Raw genomic sequence first — 23571 nt, 5'->3', positions numbered from 1 at the left:
TGTACGAAATTTCGCACAAATGCCCGCTGACAGACTACCTAGTACCCCGCTTTGTACGAAATTTCGCACAAATGCCCGCTGACAGACTACCTAGTACCCCGCTTTGTACGAAATTTCGCACAAATCGAGCGAGAGAGGCGGGATTAACCCGCTTGGGCACCTTTATTATGAGACAGCTTCTTTCTTTTGGGGAAAGTTAGGTGTGGAGCCATCATCAACGAAATTCTTGTTATGAATGTGATATATTTCTTGACATGAAAAAGAGTGAGGGTAGCACGTCGATTTCAGACCAATCTTTGGAAACGGTGTCATCGGCTAGCAAGCGGTTTCATAAATGGCTGTACATTTCTCCGAATCAAAAAAATGAACAATAAAAACAAAATGCCGCCATTTGAATGTTATTTTGTTTGACATAAGATGAATTCAAGCTACAAAGAGACAATTCGAAAGGGGTTAATCGTATGAAAAAAACGCTTTCCACTGCAACCGCCTCCATCGTCGCTCTCTCGCTGCTCGCGGGATGCGGCGGCAAATCGAATGAAGGTGCGGCATCGCCGTCCGACACAAGCTCGTCTTCTTCGCCGCAAGCTAGCGCCAGCGCAAGCCCGAGCGGCTCGGAAACGGGAAATGCAGCCGAAGGGCTGAAGGGCACGATCACATGGGCAACACATCGCGCCGAACTGGTAGATACTGACCTGAAGAAATACGTAGACGCTTTCAAAGCGAAATATCCGGGCACGGATGTCAAAATCGAAGGCCTGAAAGATTACGAGCAAACGATGCGCGTGCGCATGGCTGCCAAAGAGCTGCCGGACGTCATGTCGCTCGTGGAAACGAAACGATCCGACCTGCCGAATTTTTACGCGCCGCTTGACGACCTTGGTCTGGACGACAACGTCTACTTCAAAGATTTCAACACTTACGACGGCAAAATGTACGGCATAACCCAGCAGGTTGCGATCAACGGCCTTGTATACAACAAGAAAGCGTTCGAGAAAGCGGGGATCGCCGAGCCTCCGAAGACACTGGACGAGTTGTTCGCAGACGCGGATAAGCTGAAACAAGCCGGCATTACACCGTTCGCGACGGCGTTCAAGGATGCATGGACTTTGCAATACTGGACGGATCCGGCCGAATTCATCTATGGCAGCACGAATCTGCGCAACGACAAGATCAAAACCGATGAGCCTTACACGCTGGACAACGCATATGGCAAAGGGCTTGGCATCGTCAAGCAACTGTATGACAAAGGCTATTTGGAGAAGGACGTCTATTCGGCGAACTGGGATCAGGCGCAGAAAGATATCGTTACCGGCAAAACCGCTATGATGTACATCGGCAACTGGTTTTTCTCGAACTTGCTCAAAGGCGGCATGCCGCTCGAAGACATCGGTTTCGCGCCATTGCCATATGACAACAGCGGCACGTATAAAGGGATGATGCGCAATGACTGGGCGTATGCCGTCAGCGCGAACAGCAAAAATCCGGAGCTGGCCAAAGCATTCGTCAAATTCCTGATCGAGGAATCGGGCGACTACGCGGATCATATGATTATTTCTCCGCTGAAGGACGCCAAGTACGACCTGCCGCAAATCAACGAGTTTATGAGCTTTAAACCGACGATGCTGGAAGCGCAAGCGATCGATCCGAACGTTGACGCGGTCGAGAAGAAAATGCAGTTCGATCCGTTCAAGTTCATTCAGGAAACGATCGTCGGCAACATGAAGGATGTTTTCGATGGCTACAACAAAAAGTGGAAAGCATCTAAGGCAAGCGTAAGCAAGTAACATCAAAGCTTCAACATGGCGGCAAAACGGACAGTGCGCGCAACAAGCCCATCCGTTTTGCCGTATGCATATGTTATTCATTTTTGCAGCAAGCGAGGTGGCTCCATGACCCCCAACATGTCTTACAAACGTCAGAAAACCATTTTGATCATCCTGTTTTTGCTCGTACCGTTAGTTTCGCTATCGGTGTTCGCCATCTATCCGGCGGGTTATCTCGTCTATTTAAGCTTCATGAACTGGGACGGCTTAAGCCCTGAGAAAACGTGGGCGGGGCTGGACAATTTCAGGGAAGTGTTCGCAAGCCCGGATATTTTCTCCTCGTTCCGGCATAACCTCGTTTACTTGGGCTGGGGCTTTCTACAAAACGCAATAGGACTCTTTTTTGCTTTGCTTCTGAATTCCAGATTGCGAGGCCGTAACGTCTATCGGGTCATTCTGTTCATGCCATTTATTATGAACGGGGTAGCCGTTGCTTATATGTTCAACTATGTATTCAACTCCGAATACGGGTCGCTGAATACGCTGCTAAGGGCGGCGGGGCTCGATTCGCTCGCGATCAGTTGGTTCGGCTCCCCGGGAGCCGTCAATCATGTGCTCGCCTTCATTACACTGTGGAAATTCATGGGGCTTAACATGGTTATCTATTTGGCTGCATTGCAGTCCGTTCCGTCCGAAATGCTCGAAGCGGCGCATATCGACGGAGCCACCAGATGGCAGACCATCACGCGCGTCATTTTGCCGAATATGATACGGGTTATTGAACTGAATCTGTTCCTGACGATTATCGGGACACTGGAAATTTTCGACTTGCCGTTCGTACTGACCAAGGGAGGACCGCTCGGAGCGAGCGATACGTTCCTCACGATCACGATGAACAATGCCTTTAAGTTCAACAACTTCGGCCTCGCATCCGCAATGAGTATCGTACTTATTGTGATGGTGATGATCGTCATCGGCGTTCAAAGACTTGTTTTCCGGAGGTGGGCAGATTGAGCTTGAAACGTAATGTGCCTGCGTCCATTTTGAAGCATGCGATTTTGCTTACGACTGTGCTGGCGATCTTTTTCCCGCCTTATATTCTGGTGTTGAATGCGTTCAAGAGCAGCGCGGAGTTTGCCCAGACGAGCGTGTTCAAGCTGCCTGAAAGTTTCCTGCACTTCGACAATTTCATCAGCGTCATGCACCGTGCGCATCTCGACCGAGCATTTGGCAATACGTTTTTCATTATCGTTCTTTCCATAGCAGGCAACGTGCTGCTCGGTACGATGGTCGCCTATGTGCTAGGCCGGTTCACTTTTCCGTTGAAGAAAACGGTAATGGGCGTCTATATCGCGGTTCAGTTCATTCCGACGATTACGACCCAGATTGCGACATTCACCGTTATTCAGCATCTTCACCTATACAATACGTTGTTCGCGCCGGTCGTGCTGTATTTGGGGACGGACGTGCTCCAGCTCTTTATTTATTTGCAGTTCATTAATAGCATTCCGAAGGATTTGGACGAAGCGGCGATGGTGGAAGGCGCATCATTGTTCAAAATTTATCACAGCATCATCTTCCCGCTGCTTGCTCCGGCGACGGCAACTGTCGTCATTATTAAGACAATCGGCATTTATAACGACATGTTTATTCCATACTTGTACATGCCGGCGCAGCATTTGGCCGTCGTGTCGACAAGTTTGATGAATTTCTCATCGGAGAGAAGCACCGAATGGGAAGTGATGTCGGCAGCTATTCTGCTCATTATGATCCCGATTGTCGCGCTTTATTTGTTCTTCCAGAAGTATGTGTTTGCCGGGATCGTGAATGGTGCTGTAAAATAATCGGTACTAAAACGGACTTTATCCCGGAGGAGGAGCTGATTTGGCGGCAGCAGTGCGGACGGCGATCCGGAACGCGGCGGAGAAAACGTGGATGGTATTCGCCAACCTCAGCATGCAGCAGAAGCTGCTCATTGTGTTCGTGTTTCTCGTTTCTTTGCCCGTTACGTTGGTCAGTTACGTCTCTTCCATTAACTATACCCGGTCTATCGAGGTCAACACGACCGCTTACGCGGAAGAACTGACAGCGCATTCGCTGGCGAAGCTGGATGACTACGTCACGGATTTGTTCAACATGTCGGCGATGCCGCTGTATAATGAAGACTTTCTGTCCTGGCTTCACGAGCCGGAATTGGATTTGCAGCGTCAAAATTCCATGTATTTTTACGTGACGAATTTGAACAAAATCAAGCCGGACACGGTATCGGTTTATATTTTCGATAACTTCGGCAACGCGTATTACAATATCAAAACCGGAGGTAAACGAAGTAATTTCTCCGAAGCCCAGATGACGTGGGCTCGCATCGCGAAGCAGGGAGACGGTCGGCCGATGCTCGTCAGCACGCAGGAAGTGTCCAACGACCGGGAATCTCCCTACTACGCATTCTCGGTTATTCGGGAACTGAAAGACGTGAAAAACGATTTCGAACCGCTAGGTTACATCGTGTTCGACACAAGCATCAATGCGATCCGGCGTCAGCTTGAAAGCGTGGACCAGGTGACCAAGGGCAAAACGGTGCTCGTGGACGAGAGCAATCGGGTCGTATTCGACAGCGAAGGGACGCTGACGACGCAAAACATTTCCAGCGATGAATCGATCCGCAAGGCGACGGCCGACCGCGGATCTTTTTCCATCCAGTTGGATGGTAAAACCTTTATTTGCACGTACGCGAAATCGGCGTTGACGAACTGGAAAATGCTCGTGTACGTACCGGTGGAGGAAGTGACCCGGCAAGCATCGGTGACGCGGAATTTGACGCTGCTGACAACCGCTATCTTTATCGCCTTTGCGTTGTTTATCGCCATCGCCATTTCCTACGCGCTTACACGGCCGATCAGCAAAATCAAGCAGCTCATGCAGGAAGTGCGGCTCGGCAACCTGGACGTGCGGTTCAACCAGAAATACCGGGACGAAGTCGGCCTGCTCGGACGCAATTTCAATACGATGATCGTCCGCTTGCAGGAATTGCTGGAACGCGTCAGGGTGACGGAGACGCAGCGCAAGGAAGCGGAGCTTGACGCGCTCCAAAGCCAGATCAACCCGCATTTTATCTACAATACGTTAGAAACGATCCGCATGCGCGCGGAAATCAACGATGACGAAGAAGTCGCCGATCTGACCTACATCCTCGGCAAGCTACTCCGTTATAGCGTCAACCACCGTGGCTCGTCCGTTACGGTACGAATGGAAATCGAGCATCTGAAAAACTATTTTGCGCTCCAGAATGTCCGATTTTCCGGCAAGTATGAGCTCGTGCTCGATATTGCGGAACGGTGGTACGATCATCCTTGCATCAAGCTCATATTTCAACCGATCGTTGAAAATGCGCTTCATCACGCATTCAAAAACAAGCCTGGACCAGGCACGATTCGCATCTCTGCTTGGGAGGAAGGCATCGACCTTGTTTTTGCGGTTGCGGACGATGGAGACGGCATGGACGACACTGCGTTAAAAACGCTGAAGGAGCAAATGGCCGGCTTGCGCAGCGACGCTACCGGCAGGGGAATCGGCTTGCGCAACGTGCACGAGAGGCTGAGACTGCAGTACGGGGAAGGATACGGATTAAGCGTGGAAAGCTGGATCGATCGAGGCACGGAAGTGAAGATCAGGTTGCCAATGTCAGATTCCGGCGGGGAGGGAACAACGTGCTGAACGTAATGGTTGTCGATGACGAACAGTCGATCCGCGAAGGCATCGTCAAAATCCTGTCCAAATATCCGGGCGAATTGGCCGTCGAAGGGACATATGCGAACGGACTCGATGCGATGGTTCGCATTGCCCAGATGGAGCCTGGCGAGTTAGACGTCATCATTACGGACATCGAGATGCCGGTTATGGACGGGTTGAAGTTTATCGAGCAGGCGAAACGCAAAATGCCGGACGTCTCCGTCGTCATGCTGAGCGGTTACAACGATTTCGAATACGCACGGCAATCGATGCGCAGCGGCGCGGCGGATTATTTGCTCAAACCGATGGACAAAGTGGAAGTGTTCCGGCTGCTGGATTCATTTGCGCTGAAGAAGCGGGCTGCCGAAGGGGAGCAAACGAAGACGCCTCCTCCTTCCGAGGGGAACGGCGTAGTCGAGCAAGTCCGCAAGCTGCTTGAGAAGGAATATTACCGGCCGATCGACCTTCCCTATATTGCGAAGAAAATCGGATTTAACGCGAGTTATATTAGCAGCGTGTTCAGCCGGGAAACCGGCGAGACGATTACCGATTGCCTTAACCGTCTCCGGATCGAAAAGGCCAAGCAATTTCTGCTTGACCATCCCCACTTGAAGGTATATGAGATTGCGTATCAGGTCGGTTACGGAGACAAAATTTATTTTCAGAAGCTGTTCAAAAAAATCGTCGGCTCGACGCCCGTGGAATATCGCGAGCGCAGAAGTGAAGGTTAGAAGTCGGAGATGCTGGAGAATAAATAACTAACGGAAACGATTTTGTACAAGAGTATAGGCTTGATCGATCGTTTGTTTGACGATTGCAGCTGCAGATTGATCGTTGGCTAACCTAACACCTTGCCCCGCCCAAAGCGACATATACTGAGAGTCATTTGCTTTTGCAGCTGCTTGTCTTATGTCTCGGGTCAATGCATTTTGTATAGGGTAGGCAGGGATTTCTCCGGGATACTGCTGCATGTCGTTCATAAAAGCTGTTCGAATCCCTCTTGCCGCTTTGCCGGAGTATGCAAGCGTTATTTCGGTGGAGTCCTCATTTGATGCGAGAATTTTCTGTTTGTACGTTTCATGGGCACCGCTTTCCGGACAGGCCAGAAATGCAGTGCCCATCTGTACAGCAGCGGCCCCTAATGCAAGGCTCGCTACAAGTCCTCTTCCATCCATAATGCCTCCCGATGCGATGACCGGAACCGACACATGATCGACAATCTGTGGAACAAGAGCCATCGTGCCGATCAGCGACTCGGAAACACTTTTCAAAAATGTGCCTCGGTGTCCTCCTGCTTCGCACCCCTGAGCTACAATTGCGTTTACGCCGGCTGCTTCCAAATGGTTAGCTTCTTCAACTGTTGTTGCAGTGCCTATTACGACTGTACCCTGCTGCTGCATGGCGTGGATCACGTCAAGTGACGGTATGCCGAAAGTGAAACTAAATACCGGGATCTTCTCTTCAAGCAGTACTTGCACTTGCTCCTCAAACGATTCCGAAAACTTCTTAATGGACGGATTCTGGACGATTCCAAGCTTGTCGCGGTATTTATTGAGATATTCTGTCATTTGCGCGACGGCTTCTTCCGTTTGTTCCGATACTTCCGGTTGCTCGGGCACAAACAAGTTGACACCGAAAGGCTGGTCTGTTAATTCTCTGATCTTCTGGATCGCGCCGCGAAGCTGTTCCGGCGTTAAGTATCCGGCTCCCAGATTGCCTATACCGCCGGCATTCGAAACGGCTGCTACCAAATCAGGCGTTGTGGGACCGCCTGCCATCGGTGCTTGGAAAATAGGGTGTCGAATGTTTAACGTGCGCGTTAACTCCGTTTCGAACATAGGTGAATGCCTCCTGAATTCACATCATGATAGACAAGTGATCGATATTATATCAATATTCTACATAAGTATGTATATCAATTAAACGATATCTCATCGTAATCCGGGAAGGGGAAAAAACGAATGCGTACAGAAGAATGGATTTCTGCCGGCGCGCTGGAACAATTGAGATCGGATGGCGCTAAAGTGATCAAAGGGGGAATCGCCGTATTTGCCCATGAGGACGGAGCGGCGGCAGTGGACAATCGCTGTCCGCATCTTGGGTTTCCACTCCATCTGGGCAGTCTTTGCGACGGAATATTGACCTGCCACTGGCATCATGCGCGCTTTGACGTATGCAGCGGCGGCACGCTCGATCCATGGGCGGACGATGCGTTGTCTCATGATGTCAAGATCGAAAACGGTGAAGTATGGGTCAACGCAGCACCTCGGAGAACGATGACGATCGAGAAATTAAACAAGCGGTTGCAGGAAGGCTTGGAGCAAAACATTGGTATTGTCATCGCCAAAGCTGTGGTCGGCCTTATCGAAGCAGGCGTATCCGAGGACGAGATTGTGCGCGTCGGCATCTTGTACGGGACATCGCAAAGCAGCGGCTGGGGCAGCGGCTTGACCATTCTGGCGGCTATGCGCAATGTGCTGCCTAAGCTGGATAAGTCAGGACGGATTCTGGCGTTATACCACGGACTGGTACACGTTGCTCGCGCCGGAGCCGGCCGCGCTCCCCGACGTCTGCTCGGTTCGTTGCCATCTGCGGACGCGTCAGTCAAACGGCTAGCGGAATGGTACCGCAACTGCGTAGAAGTACGTGATGCGAAAGGCGCGGAAAAAGTGTTGCTGACTGCGATCGCCGCTGACGCTTCTCCCGATCAGTTGGCCGACATGATGCTTGTTGCAGTTACAGACCATTTCTATCTGGACGGAGGGCATACGTTCGATTTCCATAATAAAGCATTTGAAACGCTCGAAGCTATTGGACCGGATTCAGCGGAATCCATTCTTGCCGCGCTTACGCCTCTGCTCAGTAACCCTTCGCGCAGCGAGGAGCAGCATCATTGGCAATCGCCAGTCGATCTGGTCACGCCCCTGAAGCAAACGTTCGAACGGTTACAGCGCGGAGAATTGTCCACACAAGATCAATCCGAGTCTTTCAATGCTCCTTTTGACGAAGAGGCATTCGTTGAACAATTGCTTGGCGATCAGCCTCTTGCTACGATTCGGCAAATGGCCGACGCGTTGCAGGGCGGCATCGATCCTGCCCGCCTGGCGCGGTTGATTGCTTTGGCGGCTGCGGAACGTATTGTTCGATTCCATACTCAAAATGATTTCGGAGATTGGCTAGCCGTCCTGCATACGTTCACTTATGCCCATGCGGTGCATGAACGATTGCTGCGCTCGAAGGAGCCTTTGCTGCATCGCGCTTTGTTCTACGGGGCAATTGCGATTTATCATGATCGATTCTTGAACGTGCCGCGCGCGCCAAAGCCGAAAAAGGATGCGTATATGAAGGGGATAGCTGAAGCCCCAACGGAGGATCTGCTTTCGTTGCTGGATCGTCGGCAGCAAGTGGAAGAAGCGGCGGGCTGGGTAACCGCCTATTTGGATTCCGGCTGTGACCATACAGCCTTGCTCAATACGCTTGGCCACAGCTTGCTACGCGAGGACGCTGAATTCCACTCCTTCCAAATGTACGAAGCCGCTATCGCCGAGTACGATCATTGGCGCGCATTAATGGGAACTGAATCATTATCGGAACGCGCTGCAGACACGATGTTGATCGCATGCGCCCGTTATTTGGCCGCCCATGCGCCGACTGCCCGAGAGATGCCGCATACGGCACGCATTGCCTGGCGTCTGCATCGCGGAGAGAAATTGTTCGAGTCTGAATAAGGAGAATAAAAATAAGCTCTTGAATTGTCCATTCGACAGTTCAAGAGCTTTTCTGTATAGCCAGATGACTAGCGGATATTTCCAATCGCATTTTTCGCTGTTTCATGTCTGGTTTTCAATCCATTGGAGCTGGACTCGGCAAAGGCAGCCCCGGCAAAGACAGTTAGCGTAAGAATAAGTACGAAAGCTGAAAACAGGAGCTTCTTCACGTGTGAAATCACCTCCAATATGGGATATTGTACCATGCCCCGAAGAAAAATAGGATATAAATAACGTTCTTCGAGTTGTATAGGGGGTGGGGGTATGGTATAATGTTTTGCAAAGGAGGCGAATCACGTGGAATTGACTACGAAAATGGCGGAGAAATCATGCGAGCACGATTCTCATCATTGCGGTGAAGAGGGAGAGCGAAAAAGTCATCATTCGGATAAAATGAAAAGCAGCTTGATTAGCCGATTAAATCGGATTGAAGGTCAAATACGCGGTTTAAAAGGGTTAATCGAGAAAGATACGTATTGCGATGACGTTCTGAATCAAATCGCCTCGGTTCAATCCGCTTTAAATGGAGTAGGCAAGCTTCTTCTCGAGCAACATCTCAAAAGCTGTGTCATCGAGAGAATTCAAGAAGGCGACACTGAGGTTATCACGGAGCTGATGACAACGATGAACAAGTTGATTAAATAATTACGGCAGCGAATGCTGCTTTTTCTTTGGAACAAATTATAGGGTACAAGGGTATCGTAAATTAATAAGAAAGAGGTGGCTGGTCATGGAAGAGACGACTAAAATCGCTATAAGCGCAGGGATTCAAGTTGGAGGAAGCCTGTTCACTCCGGAGCAGTTTGCCAAAATCGGTTCTGTCGTGGGCACGGATGCTACCATTGAGATGACCCCATTTAAGCAGCTTTATGCGGATGTGCCTCTCGAACGGCGCGAAGTCATAAAAGATGAGCTTGAGCGTTATGGACTTGAAGTGTACCCGGCAGGGTTTGTTACTAAAAGTCTAATTGCCTGTAATTTCTGCAAAGGGGCTGAGGAGGCCGGGTTAGATACAGCTAGTGCCTTAAATTCAGCGATAGCAGGCATTGAGACGCCTACCCCCCTGAAGATCGGGTATGCAGGTTGTGCCTTAGGTACGAGCGAGCCGTTGCTTAAGGATATCGGCGTTATCAAAATGCGAAATACATTTGACATCTACGTTGGCGGTGAGCCGAAAGGACTTAAAACCTCCTTCGCCAAACTTGTCGTTTCCGGATTATCCGAAGACCGGCTCATTCCGGCCGTCATCGCGCTTATCCATTTCTATAAAGCAAACGCGAAGGGAAAAGAAAAATTCAGCAAATTTGTGGACCGGGTATCGCTTGAGCAGCTACGGCAAATTGCAGGATAACGGATAGCAAAAGCGAGTCTAATAAGTCTGGGATTTGACGAGAAAACAAGTTGTGCCGGTGTAAAAAAGGTTGACACCCATATAATTAGGCGCCATACTAAATGCATGAACAACGATTATTTACAAAGATATGACATGAATGTTAGCCCGTCTCTTGCTCAATCGAAGCGCCAGATCGACCGCTATAACTTAGACGTAGATGCACAAGCCGTACTCGTTGCATCCAGGCTAATGGCGGCAGGGGCGAGGCTAGGACACGCAGCGGAGATCCATTTCTCCAGATTCGGTTTATCCACTGGGAGATATCGCTTATTGGCCGATCTGGAGGACCATGAAGGGGAGCTACTTCCCTCGCAGTTGGCGGAGCACTTAAGCGTTACTCGTGCTACGGTTACAGGGCTAATCGACATTCTGGAAAGGGATGGACTCGTTTCACGGCGGGCCAGTTCAGCGGATGGACGACAAAAAGCGGTGAGTCTGACCGAGAAAGGGGCTAAGAAGCTTCAAGAGATGGCTCACGAGCATTTTACCCGGTTAGAAGCGATGGTGAGCTTGCTAACGTTGGAAGAACGCGGCGTTTTTCTCGATCTGTTAGGGCGCATTACACAGGGCATTTCAGCCCTGACAGACGAATAAGTCGTGCATGCTAGAGAAGACATGTCACTTGAGAGTGATGCCGGTTTGGGCTAGTTGGACTAGCCCATTTTCATCGCCATATAGTTAGGTGGCTAATTATATGCGAGATTTTGCACCCCTTTGAACATGAGAGGATGGAAAAACGATTATGAACAAAATGAAAGCTGAAAAAAATGTGGGGACTCGTAAATTTGTGCTTTGGCGTGAAGTGATTATGGCTTATATTTCTCCAGCCATAATGGCAGGTATTGGCGGGGTGATTACTGGAGATAGGGCACTTCAACTAGGGGCGTTAACTACAATAGGAGGCACCTCGGCTTTAATCGCGTTGATGCTCGGGCTATGGCTCAGAAGACGAGGTGGGCCAATGCATCAAAGCTGGATGCTCAGAGCGCCTCGCTTGCTCGTTGTCGTTCTATTCGGATTGGGAGGGGGGATGTTAGGTCTGGGTGCGGCCTGGACTTTATCGGAGTGCCTGAGCAGTATCGCCTCGATCGGCAATAAGGCCTGGGTTGACCGAGTCTGGATGGACTTTCCATTATCAGGGGTCATCGCAAGTACGATCATGACGTGGCGGTGGCGCGTCGTTGTCAAATCGAATCGTCAAAACTAAGCAATCAACAAAGGAGAAGATGAAAATGATAGGAATCATTGGAGCTACAGGTACGATAGGGGATGCCTTGTTGAAACGTTTGGTTGATCTTGATGTGCCAGCCCGTGCGCTGAGCAGAGAACCGGAGAAGCTGCGAGCCCGACTCGGGGAGAAGGATCGGACAATGATTGAAGTCGCGTACGCTGATGCTGGGGAACCTGAATCGCTGCGACATGCTTTGAATGGAGTTAATCAGCTTTTTATGGCCATGTCTAACAGTCCTGATCAAATCGTGTTGGAAACTTCGATTATTCAAGCTGCCGTCGAGTGCGGCGTTGAGCATATCGTCAAAATCTCAAGCCCGGAATTTGAGAGAAAATCGCCTGTAGCTGTAGCCGGTTGGCACCAAGAAATTGAGCGCAATTTATCAGAATCGGGTCTCATTTGCACGGTGCTGCGTCCTTATGCTTTCATGCAAAACCTTCTGCGTCTCGCTCCACTGATAGCTGAGCAAAATATTTTCTTCGGCTCGATGGGAGATTCCCCTTGCAATTTCATTGACTGTCGCGATATCGCGGACGTTGCCGCAGAAGTACTAACAAACCGTAAAGCATCTGGCCAAATCTACACGCTTACAGGTTCGGAGACTTTCAGCTACCCTCATATTGCCGGCATGCTTACTGTCTTGCTTGAACGGCCTATCCGATACATCAACTTACCTTCTCAAGAGCTATACCGGAATTTGATAGAACAAGGGCAATTGCCACCTTGGATCGCAAACCATGTCATTGAAATCCAAGCTATGGCTATCGTTATTCCGGAAAGACCTACGGACACGATCAGGCAATTGCTTCATCGAGAGCCTCGTACGCTGGCGGCTTTTCTTCAGGAGCATCAAGAAACATTTAGTTTATCAAGGGCTTAGGATTACCCGTCACGACAAAGCCGCATGGTGTGCCATGCGGCTTTGATGAGATCCATACCGTACAGACGGCGAACTTGCCCAAGTCTTTAAGTCACCGCTTTCGATCTCCTCGCTTAAACTCGACAAACTTCCGTATCTCCTTGATTATTGCGCTGTAATCGAGAGCGTTTTTAGGCATAATGTTCTTCACATAACCGCCGAGCATTTGTCTTTCTTCCGCAGTTATCGATTTGGCTGTAATAACGACAACCGGGATGTTGTGCCAAATTTCATGTTTGCGAAGCTCGGCGATAAATTCAAACCCGTCCATTTCCGGCATCATTAAATCTAGCAAAATAAGCGAAGGAAGGTTCTGAACCAACTGTTCGAGCGCGTGGCGGCCGTTGTGCGATTGCACGACAGCATACCCTTCTTTACGCAATAGCTTGGTTATATAATCTGTTGTCGCAATGTCATCCTCAATAATGAGAATTTGCTCGTCATCGCGTGCGGAAATATATTTTTCCATCACTCTGATTAACTTCTCGCGTTCCACCGGTTTGGTCAAATATTCGGAGACGCCTAGCGTGTAACCAAGCTGACGATCGCTAGTCATCGACCAAATAATAACCGGAATATCCGCGAGTTCCGGATCGTTCTTCAGGGCTGTGAGCACGCTCCAGCCATCCATACTAGGCATGAGAATATCCAGACAAATCACCTTTGGTCGCAGCTTTTTGGCCAATCTCAGCCCTTCGGGACCGCTTTGAGCATATGCCATTGACCATCCGGTTCGTGACAAATAGCGCTCCATCAGCTCGCGATTAAAAGATTCATCATCAATGAGAAGAATGCTGACTTCGCCCGCCTCTATCTTTTGCATTTCTAAGGGTTCGGGCGAGTAAGAAGTCATTCGGTCCGCAGGTTCCTCTGCAGCAAGAGGCAGCCAGCATGTGAAGGTCGTCCCTTGGCCAAATTCGCTTTCTACCACGATGTCGCCGCCCATCAGTTGAATAAAGCGTTGGCTGATCGCAAGTCCAAGGCCGGTACCGCCATATTTCCGAGTCGTGGAGGCATCCGCTTGGGTGAACGGTTGAAACAGCTTCTCGAGTTGTTCTGGTGTCATGCCGATCCCCGTATCTTCCACACGAAACACGTAACCGTTTAGATTCCCGCGCGATTGTTTATACACATCGAACTTGATCGAACCCGCATCGGTGAACTTATTTGCGTTGCTTAACAAATTAATTAGAACTTGTCTCATTTTAGTGACATCGACGTTGATTTCCCCGGTTTCCTCGCACTGAGTTCGCATGTCGTTGCCTTTGTTCTCGACAAGCGGCCGGATCGTCGTTAATACGTCATGAATTAAATCCTGAAGGCTGCATTTTTCCAAAATCAGCTCCATTTTGCCGGCTTCGATTTTGGAAATGTCCAAAATATCATTGATCAAGGCGAGCAGATGATTGCCCGCTTTCCTGATTCTGCTAAGGTCCTCCACGAAAGTCGGCTCGCCGAGCTCTTCCGCTTCCTCCTTCAGCATCTCGCTGTAGCCGATGATCGCATTAAGAGGAGTCCGCAGCTCATGGCTCATGTTAGCCAGAAACTGGCTCTTGATCATACTCGCTTTGATCGCTTCGTCACGCGCTTTCGCGAGCTGCTCCGTACGTTCGGCTAGGTCGGTTTCCGCCTTCACCCGATCCGTAATATCCGAACGAATGGAGATGAATTGCTGTGGTTGGCCTTCACTCCCTAGAAACGGAACAATCGTCGTATTCATCCAGTATTCACTACCGTTTTTGGCGCGGTTTTTGACCTCGCCCCTCCAGACGCGTCCGCTTTTAATCGTCTCCCACATATTTTGAAAGAAAAGTTTTGGATGATAGCCGGAATTGATGACTCTATGTGTTTTGCCGATCAGTTCGTCCCGATTGTACTTGGAAATCTCGCAGAACTTCTCGTTGACATAGGTAATCACGCCTTTGTCGTCCGTGATGGCGACGATGGAGGATTCATCCAAAGCATTTTCGATGTCGCGCAAGCTTTCGATCGTTCGGTTTAAGGCGAGCTCATTATCCTTACGGCTTGTAATATCGGTTCCGAACGCGACGTGTTGCATTATCTTTCCCTCATCATTTTCGAAAGGGACGATCGTAAGGTTCACCCAGTACTCGCTGCCGTCTTTGGCTCGATTCTTCATCTCGCCTTTCCACACTTGTCCTTGCTCCAGCGTCATCTGCATCGATTGGAAATGCTCTTCGGTATACGTATCCGAGCTGATTAAGCTGGAAGGGCTTCCGACGAGCTCGCTTCGTTCGTACTTGGACGCTTCGCAGAACAGGTCATTCACATAAGTAAAGTTGCCTTCTCCGTCCGTGATCGAGACAATCATAGACATTTCCAGCGCATCCAGCGCTTTCTCGATATTTTTCAGCTCTCTTAACATCGTTCGCTCGCTCCTAACCGGCATTCGAATCCAGTCGCCGTCGGTTTTCCTGTATGACAATTAGTATAGGAATGGAAGCTCTATATTGTACAGTCTATTTCTCGCGAGAAGCTATTTTATAGTAAAATAAACGTAAACGCGACATGAAGGGGGCCCCGCTCATGACAGAAATTGCTGCCTCGATTCAATTGAATGGCACAACCTACGAATTCAAGCAGGGTTCAACGATTCTTGAGACGATTAATCGGCACCAGATACCGCATCCTCAAGTCTGTTACGTGCCGGAAGTAGACCCTATTCGGACGTGCGATACTTGTATTGTAGAGGCGGATGGAAGGTTGGTCCGTGCTTGTGCTACTGCAGCTGTGGACGGCATGGACATTCGTTTGTCTTCCGAACGGGCCAAGGCGGCGCAAGTCGAAGCGATGGACCGGCTGTTGGAGAACCACTTGCTCTATTGCACAGTGTGCGATAATAACAACGGCAATTGCACGATTCATAACACAACGGAACTGCTAGAGATCGAGCATCAGAAGTATCCCTATCAACCGAAAGTCGACCCAAGCGAAGTCGACATGTCCCATCCCTTTTATCGCTATGATCCGAACCAGTGCGTCGCATGCGGCCAATGCGTAGAAGTATGCCAGAATCTTCAGGTCAACGAAACGCTGTCGATGGACTGGGAAGCTGACCGCCCTCGAGTTATTTGGGATGATGGCGTAGCGATCAACGACTCTTCTTGCGTCAGCTGCGGTCAATGCGTGACCGTCTGTCCGTGCAATGCTCTAATGGAAAAGTCGATGCTGGGCGAAGCCGGGTTTTTAAGCGGAATGGGCAAAGAGCTACTGAATCCGATGATTCAATTGATTAAGGAAGTAGAGCCGGGTTATAGCGGTATTTTTGCGATTTCCGAGGCAGAGGCTGCTATGCGTGAAACACGAACGAAAAAAACGAAAACGGTTTGCACATTTTGCGGAGTCGGTTGTTCTTTCGAAGTGTGGACCAAAGGGCGCAAGATTTTGAAAGTCCAACCGGTATCCGATGCCCCTGTGAACGGCATATCGACTTGCGTAAAAGGTAAATTCGGATGGGATTTCATCAACAGTGAAGAACGACTGACGAAACCGCTTATCCGCCAAGACGACGTATTCGTAGAATCGACTTGGGAAGAAGCGCTCAGCCTGATGGCCAGCAAAATGGGTTCTATTAAAGAAAAATACGGCGGAGACGCGCTCGGATTTATTTCCTCTTCCAAATTCACTAATGAAGAAAACTACTTGATGCAGAAGCTAGCCCGTCAAGTATTCCATACGAATAACGTAGACAACTGTTCGCGTTATTGCCAATCTCCTGCCTCATGGGGGCTGCAGCAGACAGGCGGAATTGGCGGCGACAGCGGCACGATCAAGGACCTCGCATTCGCTGGTCTCGTTATTTTGGTCGGATGCGCCCCTGCCGAAGGCCATCCGGTACTCGCAACGCGCATCAAACGCGCACACAAGTTGCACGGACAGAAGCTGATCACGGTTGACTTGCGAAGGCATGAGATGGCGGATCGCGCCGACTTGTTCATTCGCCCTAAGCAAGGAACGGACTATGTGTGGCTATCGGCTGTCGCCAAATACATGATCGATCAAAACTGGCATAAGCCTGCATTCATCGAGCAACATGTGCATTTTTATCCGGAATATTTGCAGCTTCTCGAGCGATTCACTTTGGAATTCGCCGAGAAAGAAACAGGCATATCCAAAGAAACGTTAATTCAAGTGGCTACGATGATTCGCGATGCGGATGGAACGGCGATATGCTGGGGTATGGGCGTCACGCAAAACGTCGCCGGCTCCCATACGTCGGCTGCGATTGCCAACCTGCTGCTCATTACCGGAAACTTCATGCGTCCGGGGGCAGGCGCTTTTCCGCTGCGCGGCCACAACAACGTGCAAGGCGCGTCCGACATGGGAACGATGCCGAATATTTTCCCCGGGTATCAGCCGGTTGCGAACGACGAGATTCGCGCCAAATTTGCAGCGGCTTACGGAGTTGCGCTACCGGACAAACCGGGGCTCGACAACATTCAAATGCTCGACGCCATTGACCGCGACGAGATGAAAGGGATGTACATTTCCGGAGAGGAGATGGCGTGGGTGGATGCGAACTCCAACCATACCCAGGAAATGCTCTCCAAGCTCGAGTTTCTTGTCGTGCAAGACGTATTCCTAAGCAAGACGGCGCAATTCGCCGACATTGTCCTCCCTGCGTCGCCGTCGCTTGAAAAAGAAGGGACGTTTACGAATACCGAACGCCGCGTGCAGCGGCTGTATCAAGTGTTTGAGCCGAAGGGCGACAGCAAGCCTGATTGGTGGATTTTCAGCCAAGTTGCGAAGCGTATGGGATTTGAATGGAATTACAGCCATCCGAGCGAGATTTTTGAGGAAATGGCTTCGTTGACCCCATTTTTCTCGCAATGCAATTACGATTTACTTGAAGGCTGGAACAGTTTTCACTGGGGATCGCAGGACGGAAGCAATACGCCGTTGCTTCATACCAAAGGATTCAATTTTCCGGATAAAAAAGCTCGTCTCGCTCTATTCGAATACATTCCGCCTGCAGAGTTCCCTGAAGAGTTCGATCTTTCGCTCAACAACGGACGTCTGCTGGAACAGTTCCATGAAGGCAATTTGACGAACAAATCCGACGGCATTCAATTCAAACTCCCGAGCGTGTTTGTAGAAGTGTCGCCTGAGCTTGGCAGGGAACGAGGAATCAAAGATGGATCATTGGTGCGTCTGGAGTCGCCTTACGGCGCGATCAAACTTCGTGTCGTCATCTCCGATCGCACACAAGGGAAAACCGTGTACGTTCCGATGCACTCCGCCAGCCATGAGAATGCCGTTAATCTGCTGACCGGCGGAGCGGTCGATGTCAAGACGCACACACCGGCCTACAAGCAAATCAAAGTGCGCATGCAAGTGCTGGAACCGGAAGGAGACAATCCGCTGCCGAAAACAAGTCCAAGACTTAAGAAACGCCATCCGCAGAACGGCGTCGAAGTACAGCGCAAATGGAACCGTCCCGGATATGTATCGCTAATTGATTTAACGTGAAGGAGGAGGCAAATGGCTAAACCGATCGCGACAATCAAAAAAACGGAAGTCTCGGCGCAGGACAAAGAAAAGCAGGCGCTCAATCAGCTTTCAGCCGACCTTGCGGATAACGAAGCTGCGCTGCACAAGACGTTGGAATTGGTTCGCGAATTGCATGACAGCGGCATACTCGAAGCGGCTCATGCGATGTTGAAAGCGAAAGCGGACATTACGAATATCGTCGTCGAACAAGCGAATCGCAAACCGGTAACGAACATGATTAACAACGTTATGGGGGCGGCCGGCGCGTTGTCGGAAATAGACCCCGAGCTTACGAAGCAGCTGCTGAGCAGCGTCGCTTCCGGCATGGAAGAAGCCAAAAACTACTTGGAATCGCCGAAAAAAGTCGGGTTGCTCGACTTGATGAAAGTCATGAATGACCCGGATATCAATCGCGCGATCGGTTTCGGTTTACGCTTCTTGAAAGGGATGGGCAAAGGGTTGGCCGAAGAACATTAAGGTGAAAATGGGCGCACTCATCCTCTGGGCGGGCATACCCTGTTTGCGAAGGGCGATAGCCCAATACGCAATCAGAAGGGTTGGTTCCGATGGCAACATCCTCGATGGATTTTACGTCGCCGAACGTTCAATTTACTTATGATATCAACAAAAATCCCTTTTATGTCAAGGACGAGCGAAACCGGATCAACTCGCTCGGCGTTCAGCAGCTCAATACGTTAGGCAACGTTTCCCTTCTGGACATTTTTTTGAGCAAAGGAAACGTCGTCGAGCCGCACACGCATCAGAACGCAACGGAGCTTGTCTACTGTGCAACTGGCGGCGCGATCGTCTCCATGATCAACCCGTTCACGAAGAAACTGCTGAATTACCAGATCGGTCCCGGCCAAGTGGCCAACGTGCCGCAAGGCTGGTGGCATTATGAACTCGCAACGGTCGATCAGACGCATCTTATCGCCATTTTCGACGCGCCGACGCCGGAATTTATTCCTGGATCGGATGTGCTTAGACTGACGCCTCCGAACGTGCTTTCTTACACGTATTGCTTGGACGAAGCGACATTGAAGGCGGCGCTCGCGCCGATTAAAGATACCGTCGTAATCGGTCCGCCGGTCGGCTGCGTTCCGGCTAAAGTCCATGTGCATGCCGAGAGGCAGGAACCCGTACGGCAGCCCTATGCGGCTGGTCATCAGCCGGGCATGGCGGGCATGCCTTCTTCCGCGGCGCCTGTGAGCGTGCAACAACAGCGAGTGTCGCGCGAGTATGCGGCGGAAGCTTATCCAGGCCTTGGCTACCCGGGCACGTCCTATTAATGTTCCCTTTTTCGCGATGGCTCATGCCGAAGCGTATGAACATAACGAACGCCCCGCGGCCTCGGCACCGTGGGGCGTTCGTTTTCTTTTGCATATTTTAGCAATATCCAGCGCGCAGGATGATTACAAGAAGAACGAAAAGCACGAGAGCGATTGCAGCGGCTCCCAGACCGCCACCACAGTTAACGCCGCCGACGCCTTCACCAGCAACAGGATATCCCAAGTCTATCACCACCGTGCGTGTAATTTTGACGAATAGTCACGATGTAGCTTATGTCGGGATACGTATATGGTCAGTACAAATACCTAATGCAATGTAAAAACAGGCGCACGCACAGGTTGCCCTTTCCTCGGATGATTAGAGATCGATCAGGACACTATAAGTAAGCAGTCCAATTATCCGAGGGAGGTTTTACATTGAGAAAGCAAGCGGCAAGTTTGGCGTTGGCATCGGCGCTGTCTTTGACAATTGCGGTTCCGGCCTTCGCATCGCATACGGCAACCCATACGACGCCGCCGACGACGACAACGATCAACAGCACGACGAACACAACGAGTCCGACGTATAACCCGCGCATGAACCAAATCCCGTATAACGGCGGCATTTATAACGATTATTTCAACGATGCGAATGCCCGCTCGCGGACGGGAACAGGGATGGTCGGAACGTACAACGCTTATGGAACGAACAATGACGGTGTAAACCGTTACGGCGCTTACGACTCGACGCGGATGAACGCGTACAGACCGTACAGCACTAACTTGACGGAAAAAATTAACCACCCAGTGCGGACACTTGAAACGACAACCAAACGTACGTTTAACTGGGGCTGGCTTGGTCTGCTCGGCTTATTCGGGCTGGCGGGCATGAGAAGCAAAAGCCGTGACGAAGTTCGGTAAACAGCGGTTCTGAAAATGACCATGAAGTGACAAAATCCCCGTAACCCTCTTTCCTGCAGGAGAGTGGCTACGGGGATTTTTGTGTATTACTGCCCTTGGATAAAAACTTAGCTGCGACGGACACTTCATTTTCTTCCATTTTCGTGAACGAGCACACTTTCTCCGTATATAAGTCCGATTGCAGCGTCATTGATTTGCGTTTGCGGGCGAACACGACTGGGATGCCGAGCTCGAGACCGGTCATTACCGCTGGAGCGATGCCCGACGACTCGATCGTGACGATTTTGCCGATCTTGCTTTCCCGGAACAAAGTACCGAAAGTTCTCCCAATCTCGAGCATGAGCAAGGGGTCGACCTGGTGATTTAAGAACGAATCCACCTTTAGCACCTGATCGCTCAACACGATTCCTTCATCGATGATTTTCTTCTTCAGCAGTTCCATGTGATTTCCCCCTTTCCTATAGTTTATCACTCTTGTCATTCATTTGAGTGGCCTGTCCGAATAAAACACATTGTTAGCTTAAACATTATGTTATGATAACAAAAGTAGTTTTGTTATCATCTTCGCTTAGGCGAGTGGAGTGAACTGTACCATGTCGAAAAAAATGACAATGCAGCAAATCGCGGATCACGTAGGACTGTCCAAATTCGCGGTATCCAAAGCGCTATCAGGCAAATCCGGTGTTAGTCCCGATACGAGAGAGAAAATCATCCAGGCAGCCACCCAACTCGGTTATTTCTCTCAGAAACGTAACAAGCTCGCCGCCAGTCGGCCGACGGTGCCGACCCGACGCCCCTCAACAGATCGGGATACCATTGTTGTTCTCCTCCCTAACGTTCGGGAACAAAATCGGCAGTCAACGTTCTGGGGGAGAATCATCGACGGGATTACGGAAGGGCTCGAGATCAACAGCTTGGGTATGATGATCGTAACCGAACACATTACGGATAATTTCGCCAAGCTCATTAATGCGGACGCCGTGCTCGGCTTGATCGGAGTCGGCCTCATCTCGAACCAGTTGCTGCTTGAAATCCGCAAGTTGGGCATCCCGTTCGTGCTCGTTGATCATGAGGACTCTTTGATTCCGTCGGACGTCCTGTTCATGAATAATTATGAGTGCGTTCGTAAAGCAACGAATTACTTGCTGGGTAATGGCCATAATCAGCTTCAATTTGTCGGTAATGTCCGGCATTCCCGCAGCTTCTTCGACCGCTGGCTCGGCTTTCGCTCCCTGTTGGAGGAGCAAGGATTCGAGTTGCTGCAAGAAAACAAATTGCTTGAATTCGAGGGTATAAATCGTTCAGAAATGACGGAACAACTTGAGCCGATCTTGCGAGAGTTGAAGGGAGCGGGACGGCTGCCGACGGCGTTCGTCTGCGCGAACGATTCGATCGCGATCTGTATGATGACTGCGCTGATGAAGCTGGGCGTCGAAGTTCCCGGTGAGGTGTCGATTTGCGGTTTCGATAATATCGAGGATGCAAGTTTGTTCTCGCCTAAGCTTAGCACCGTCCACGTCAACAAAGAAGCGCTTGGGCAACGCGCCGTGGAGACTCTAATATGGCGAATTTCTCATCCCGATGCCCCGAAGGAGAAAATTCTCCTTGCGGGGGATTTTGTCCCGCGCGAGTCGACAGCGTCGCGCTGAGACGTCTGGTTCGTTTGGCGTTCGGTTATCGCCGCCCCTCTGCGGGCGGTTTTTTCTTTCCCGGAAAGGGCAGAAAACGATTGACAAACGGACTGACGGTGATACAATTTTCAATATTGTTATCAATAAATTAGCTATATAAAGCTAACGAAATAACTGTTATTGCTCTGGCGATCTGAAAGGGCGTGGAGACTTGGAAGATGGGCTAACGATCGGGCAATGGCGTGCGGAACTGGAGGACACCCTAAGAAGCAATATTCTTGGCTTCTGGATCGAACACACGGTAGATCGCCAGAATGGAGGGTTCGTGGGGGAAATTCGCGGCGACATGACGATAGTGCCAGACGCGAACAAAGGTCTGGTGCTGAATGCCCGCATCCTATGGAGCTTCGCCGCAGCTTACCGCATTTACGGAGATCCAGCTTATCTAAGTATGGCAAAGCGGGCTTACTCAGAGTTGCACGACCGATTTTGCGATCGTGAGCATGGCGGTCTGTTCTGGATGATCGACAAGGACGGGAAACCTGTCCAGGACAAGAAGCAGGTGTACGGGCAAGCATTCGCGATTTACGCATTGTCGGAATATTATCGGGCAACAGATACGGAAGAAGCACTCGAATGGGCGAAGGAGCTGTATATCCTCCTTGAAAGGCATGCTTGTGACTCTGTCCATAGAGGTTATGTGGAAGCACTGGCGCGTGAGTGGTCAGAGACGAGCGATCTTAGTCTAAGCACGAAAGATATGAACGAGCGTAAGTCGATGAACACTCATCTTCACGTGCTCGAGGCATATACGAACTTGTATCTTATATGGAAGCCAGAGCACTTGCGTGTGAGGCTGGCCGAGCTGATCGATATTCATCTCGACCTGATCGCGGACGGAAGCACGCATCATTTCCGGTTGTTTTTCGACGACGAGTGGCAATCGAAATCCGATCATATTTCATTCGGTCATGACATCGAAGGAAGCTGGCTGCTGTGCGAAGCGGCTGAAGCGCTCGGAGACGGGGACACGATCGCCCGTGTGAGGGCGGAAGCATTAGCGATGGCGGAGACGACGCTTGCGGAAGGCGTGGACGCTGATGGCGCTGTATTTAACGAAGCGGACGGCCATGGGCATATCGATGACGCCAAAGAATGGTGGCCTCAGGCGGAAGCAATGGTCGGTTTTCTGAACGCGTACTGTTTAAGCGGGGACGATGCGATGCTGCGTGCGGCGTATGCCAACTGGCAATTTACGAAGACATTCATGATCGATCGCGAGAACGGCGAATGGCACTGGCAAGTGGCGCGGGACGGCACGCCGAATGTGGCTCACGCTAAAGTCGACCCATGGAAGTGCCCGTATCATAATAGCCGAGCATGTCTGGAAGCAATGGAAAGATTGGCACAAATCCCGAATATGGAGGTTCATTAA

Annotated in this window: 20 protein-coding genes and 1 pseudogene; 18 read left to right on the top strand and 3 right to left on the bottom strand. The window is 50.5% G+C overall.

Annotated features, from left to right (window positions below; translation table 11 throughout):
- Positions 1-461 precede the first annotated feature (461 nt).
- From ACFPOF_RS15630 to ACFPOF_RS15610, 5 genes are all read left to right on the top strand, one after another.
- Positions 462-1787 carry an ABC transporter substrate-binding protein gene (locus ACFPOF_RS15630; RefSeq protein WP_378134194.1) on the top strand — a complete coding sequence of 442 codons (1326 nt, stop codon included), beginning with the start codon at positions 462-464 and terminating at the stop codon, positions 1785-1787.
- 105 nt (positions 1788-1892) lie between these two features.
- Positions 1893-2780, top strand: coding sequence for a carbohydrate ABC transporter permease (locus tag ACFPOF_RS15625; protein ID WP_378134192.1), 888 nt, complete (start codon positions 1893-1895; stop codon positions 2778-2780).
- On the top strand, positions 2768-3610 hold the full coding sequence (locus tag ACFPOF_RS15620) for a carbohydrate ABC transporter permease (protein WP_378134190.1): 843 nt from the start codon (positions 2768-2770) through the stop codon (positions 3608-3610). The genes ACFPOF_RS15625 and ACFPOF_RS15620 overlap by 13 nt, the downstream gene beginning before the upstream one ends.
- 40 nt (positions 3611-3650) lie before the next feature.
- On the top strand, positions 3651-5480 hold the full coding sequence (locus ACFPOF_RS15615) for a sensor histidine kinase (RefSeq protein ID WP_378134188.1): 1830 nt from the start codon (positions 3651-3653) through the stop codon (positions 5478-5480).
- The gene (locus ACFPOF_RS15610; protein WP_378134186.1) at positions 5474-6226 is read left to right on the top strand and encodes a response regulator; all 753 of its coding nucleotides are present in this window, start codon (positions 5474-5476) and stop codon (positions 6224-6226) included. The genes ACFPOF_RS15615 and ACFPOF_RS15610 overlap by 7 nt, the downstream gene beginning before the upstream one ends.
- Before the next feature lie 27 nt (positions 6227-6253).
- On the opposite strand, the gene ACFPOF_RS15605 is transcribed toward ACFPOF_RS15610, so the two are convergent.
- Positions 6254-7333, bottom strand: coding sequence for an NAD(P)H-dependent flavin oxidoreductase (locus ACFPOF_RS15605; RefSeq protein ID WP_378134184.1), 1080 nt, complete (start codon positions 7331-7333; stop codon positions 6254-6256).
- Positions 7334-7456: 123 nt separating this feature from the next.
- Between ACFPOF_RS15605 and ACFPOF_RS15600 the strand changes: the two genes are divergently transcribed.
- The 6 genes from ACFPOF_RS15600 to ACFPOF_RS15575 all read left to right on the top strand — a co-directional run bounded on the left by ACFPOF_RS15600 (position 7457) and on the right by ACFPOF_RS15575 (position 12766).
- Positions 7457-9223, top strand: coding sequence for a Rieske (2Fe-2S) protein (locus ACFPOF_RS15600; RefSeq protein ID WP_378134182.1), 1767 nt, complete (start codon positions 7457-7459; stop codon positions 9221-9223).
- A gap of 354 nt (positions 9224-9577) precedes the next feature.
- Positions 9578-9907: a metal-sensitive transcriptional regulator gene (locus tag ACFPOF_RS15595; RefSeq protein WP_378134434.1), complete on the top strand. Its 330-nt coding sequence runs from the start codon at positions 9578-9580 to the stop codon at positions 9905-9907.
- Between the two features lie 85 nt (positions 9908-9992).
- Positions 9993-10613 (top strand): nitrite reductase, encoded by a 621-nt coding sequence (locus ACFPOF_RS15590; protein ID WP_378134180.1) that lies wholly within the window; start codon positions 9993-9995, stop codon positions 10611-10613.
- Positions 10614-10718: 105 nt separating this feature from the next.
- On the top strand, positions 10719-11249 hold the full coding sequence (locus ACFPOF_RS15585; RefSeq protein WP_378134178.1) for a MarR family winged helix-turn-helix transcriptional regulator: 531 nt from the start codon (positions 10719-10721) through the stop codon (positions 11247-11249).
- Positions 11250-11397: 148 nt separating this feature from the next.
- The gene (locus ACFPOF_RS15580; protein ID WP_378134176.1) at positions 11398-11862 is read left to right on the top strand and encodes a hypothetical protein; all 465 of its coding nucleotides are present in this window, start codon (positions 11398-11400) and stop codon (positions 11860-11862) included.
- Positions 11863-11887: 25 nt separating this feature from the next.
- On the top strand, positions 11888-12766 hold the full coding sequence (locus ACFPOF_RS15575) for an SDR family oxidoreductase (RefSeq protein ID WP_378134174.1): 879 nt from the start codon (positions 11888-11890) through the stop codon (positions 12764-12766).
- 91 nt (positions 12767-12857) lie between these two features.
- On the opposite strand, the gene ACFPOF_RS15570 is transcribed toward ACFPOF_RS15575, so the two are convergent.
- Positions 12858-15191 (bottom strand): hybrid sensor histidine kinase/response regulator, encoded by a 2334-nt coding sequence (locus tag ACFPOF_RS15570; RefSeq protein ID WP_378134172.1) that lies wholly within the window; start codon positions 15189-15191, stop codon positions 12858-12860.
- A 161-nt stretch (positions 15192-15352) separates the two neighbouring features.
- Between ACFPOF_RS15570 and fdhF the strand changes: the two genes are divergently transcribed.
- From fdhF to ACFPOF_RS15545, 5 genes are all read left to right on the top strand, one after another.
- Complete coding sequence (gene fdhF, locus ACFPOF_RS15565; RefSeq protein ID WP_378134170.1) at positions 15353-18295, top strand: formate dehydrogenase subunit alpha; 2943 nt, start codon at positions 15353-15355, stop codon at positions 18293-18295.
- Between the two features lie 12 nt (positions 18296-18307).
- Complete coding sequence (locus tag ACFPOF_RS15560; RefSeq protein ID WP_378134169.1) at positions 18308-18793, top strand: helical membrane plugin domain-containing protein; 486 nt, start codon at positions 18308-18310, stop codon at positions 18791-18793.
- An 89-nt stretch (positions 18794-18882) separates the two neighbouring features.
- Positions 18883-19605, top strand: coding sequence for a cupin domain-containing protein (locus ACFPOF_RS15555; RefSeq protein ID WP_378134167.1), 723 nt, complete (start codon positions 18883-18885; stop codon positions 19603-19605).
- A complete protein-coding gene (locus tag ACFPOF_RS15550; protein WP_378134165.1) occupies positions 19580-19864 on the top strand; it encodes a hypothetical protein in 285 nt (94 codons plus the stop codon). Before ACFPOF_RS15555 ends, ACFPOF_RS15550 begins: the two co-directional genes overlap by 26 nt.
- 158 nt (positions 19865-20022) lie before the next feature.
- Positions 20023-20505 carry a WGxxGxxG family protein gene (locus ACFPOF_RS15545; protein ID WP_378134163.1) on the top strand — a complete coding sequence of 161 codons (483 nt, stop codon included), beginning with the start codon at positions 20023-20025 and terminating at the stop codon, positions 20503-20505.
- A 94-nt stretch (positions 20506-20599) separates the two neighbouring features.
- Here ACFPOF_RS15545 and ACFPOF_RS15540 read toward each other — a convergent pair.
- Positions 20600-20947, bottom strand: a pseudogene (locus ACFPOF_RS15540) (type I phosphoribosyltransferase); the annotation flags it as partial.
- A 151-nt stretch (positions 20948-21098) separates the two neighbouring features.
- On the opposite strand from ACFPOF_RS15540, the gene ACFPOF_RS15535 reads away from it, so the two are divergent.
- A complete protein-coding gene (locus tag ACFPOF_RS15535) occupies positions 21099-22154 on the top strand; it encodes a LacI family DNA-binding transcriptional regulator (protein WP_378134161.1) in 1056 nt (351 codons plus the stop codon).
- A gap of 193 nt (positions 22155-22347) precedes the next feature.
- Positions 22348-23571 (top strand): AGE family epimerase/isomerase, encoded by a 1224-nt coding sequence (locus ACFPOF_RS15530; protein WP_378134159.1) that lies wholly within the window; start codon positions 22348-22350, stop codon positions 23569-23571.

Source organism: Cohnella soli (assembly GCF_042655525.1).
Classification (GTDB): domain Bacteria; phylum Bacillota; class Bacilli; order Paenibacillales; family Paenibacillaceae; genus Cohnella; species Cohnella soli.
The sequence above is the reverse complement of the archived record's forward strand: the minus strand, read 5'-3'. Positions and strand labels throughout refer to the sequence as shown.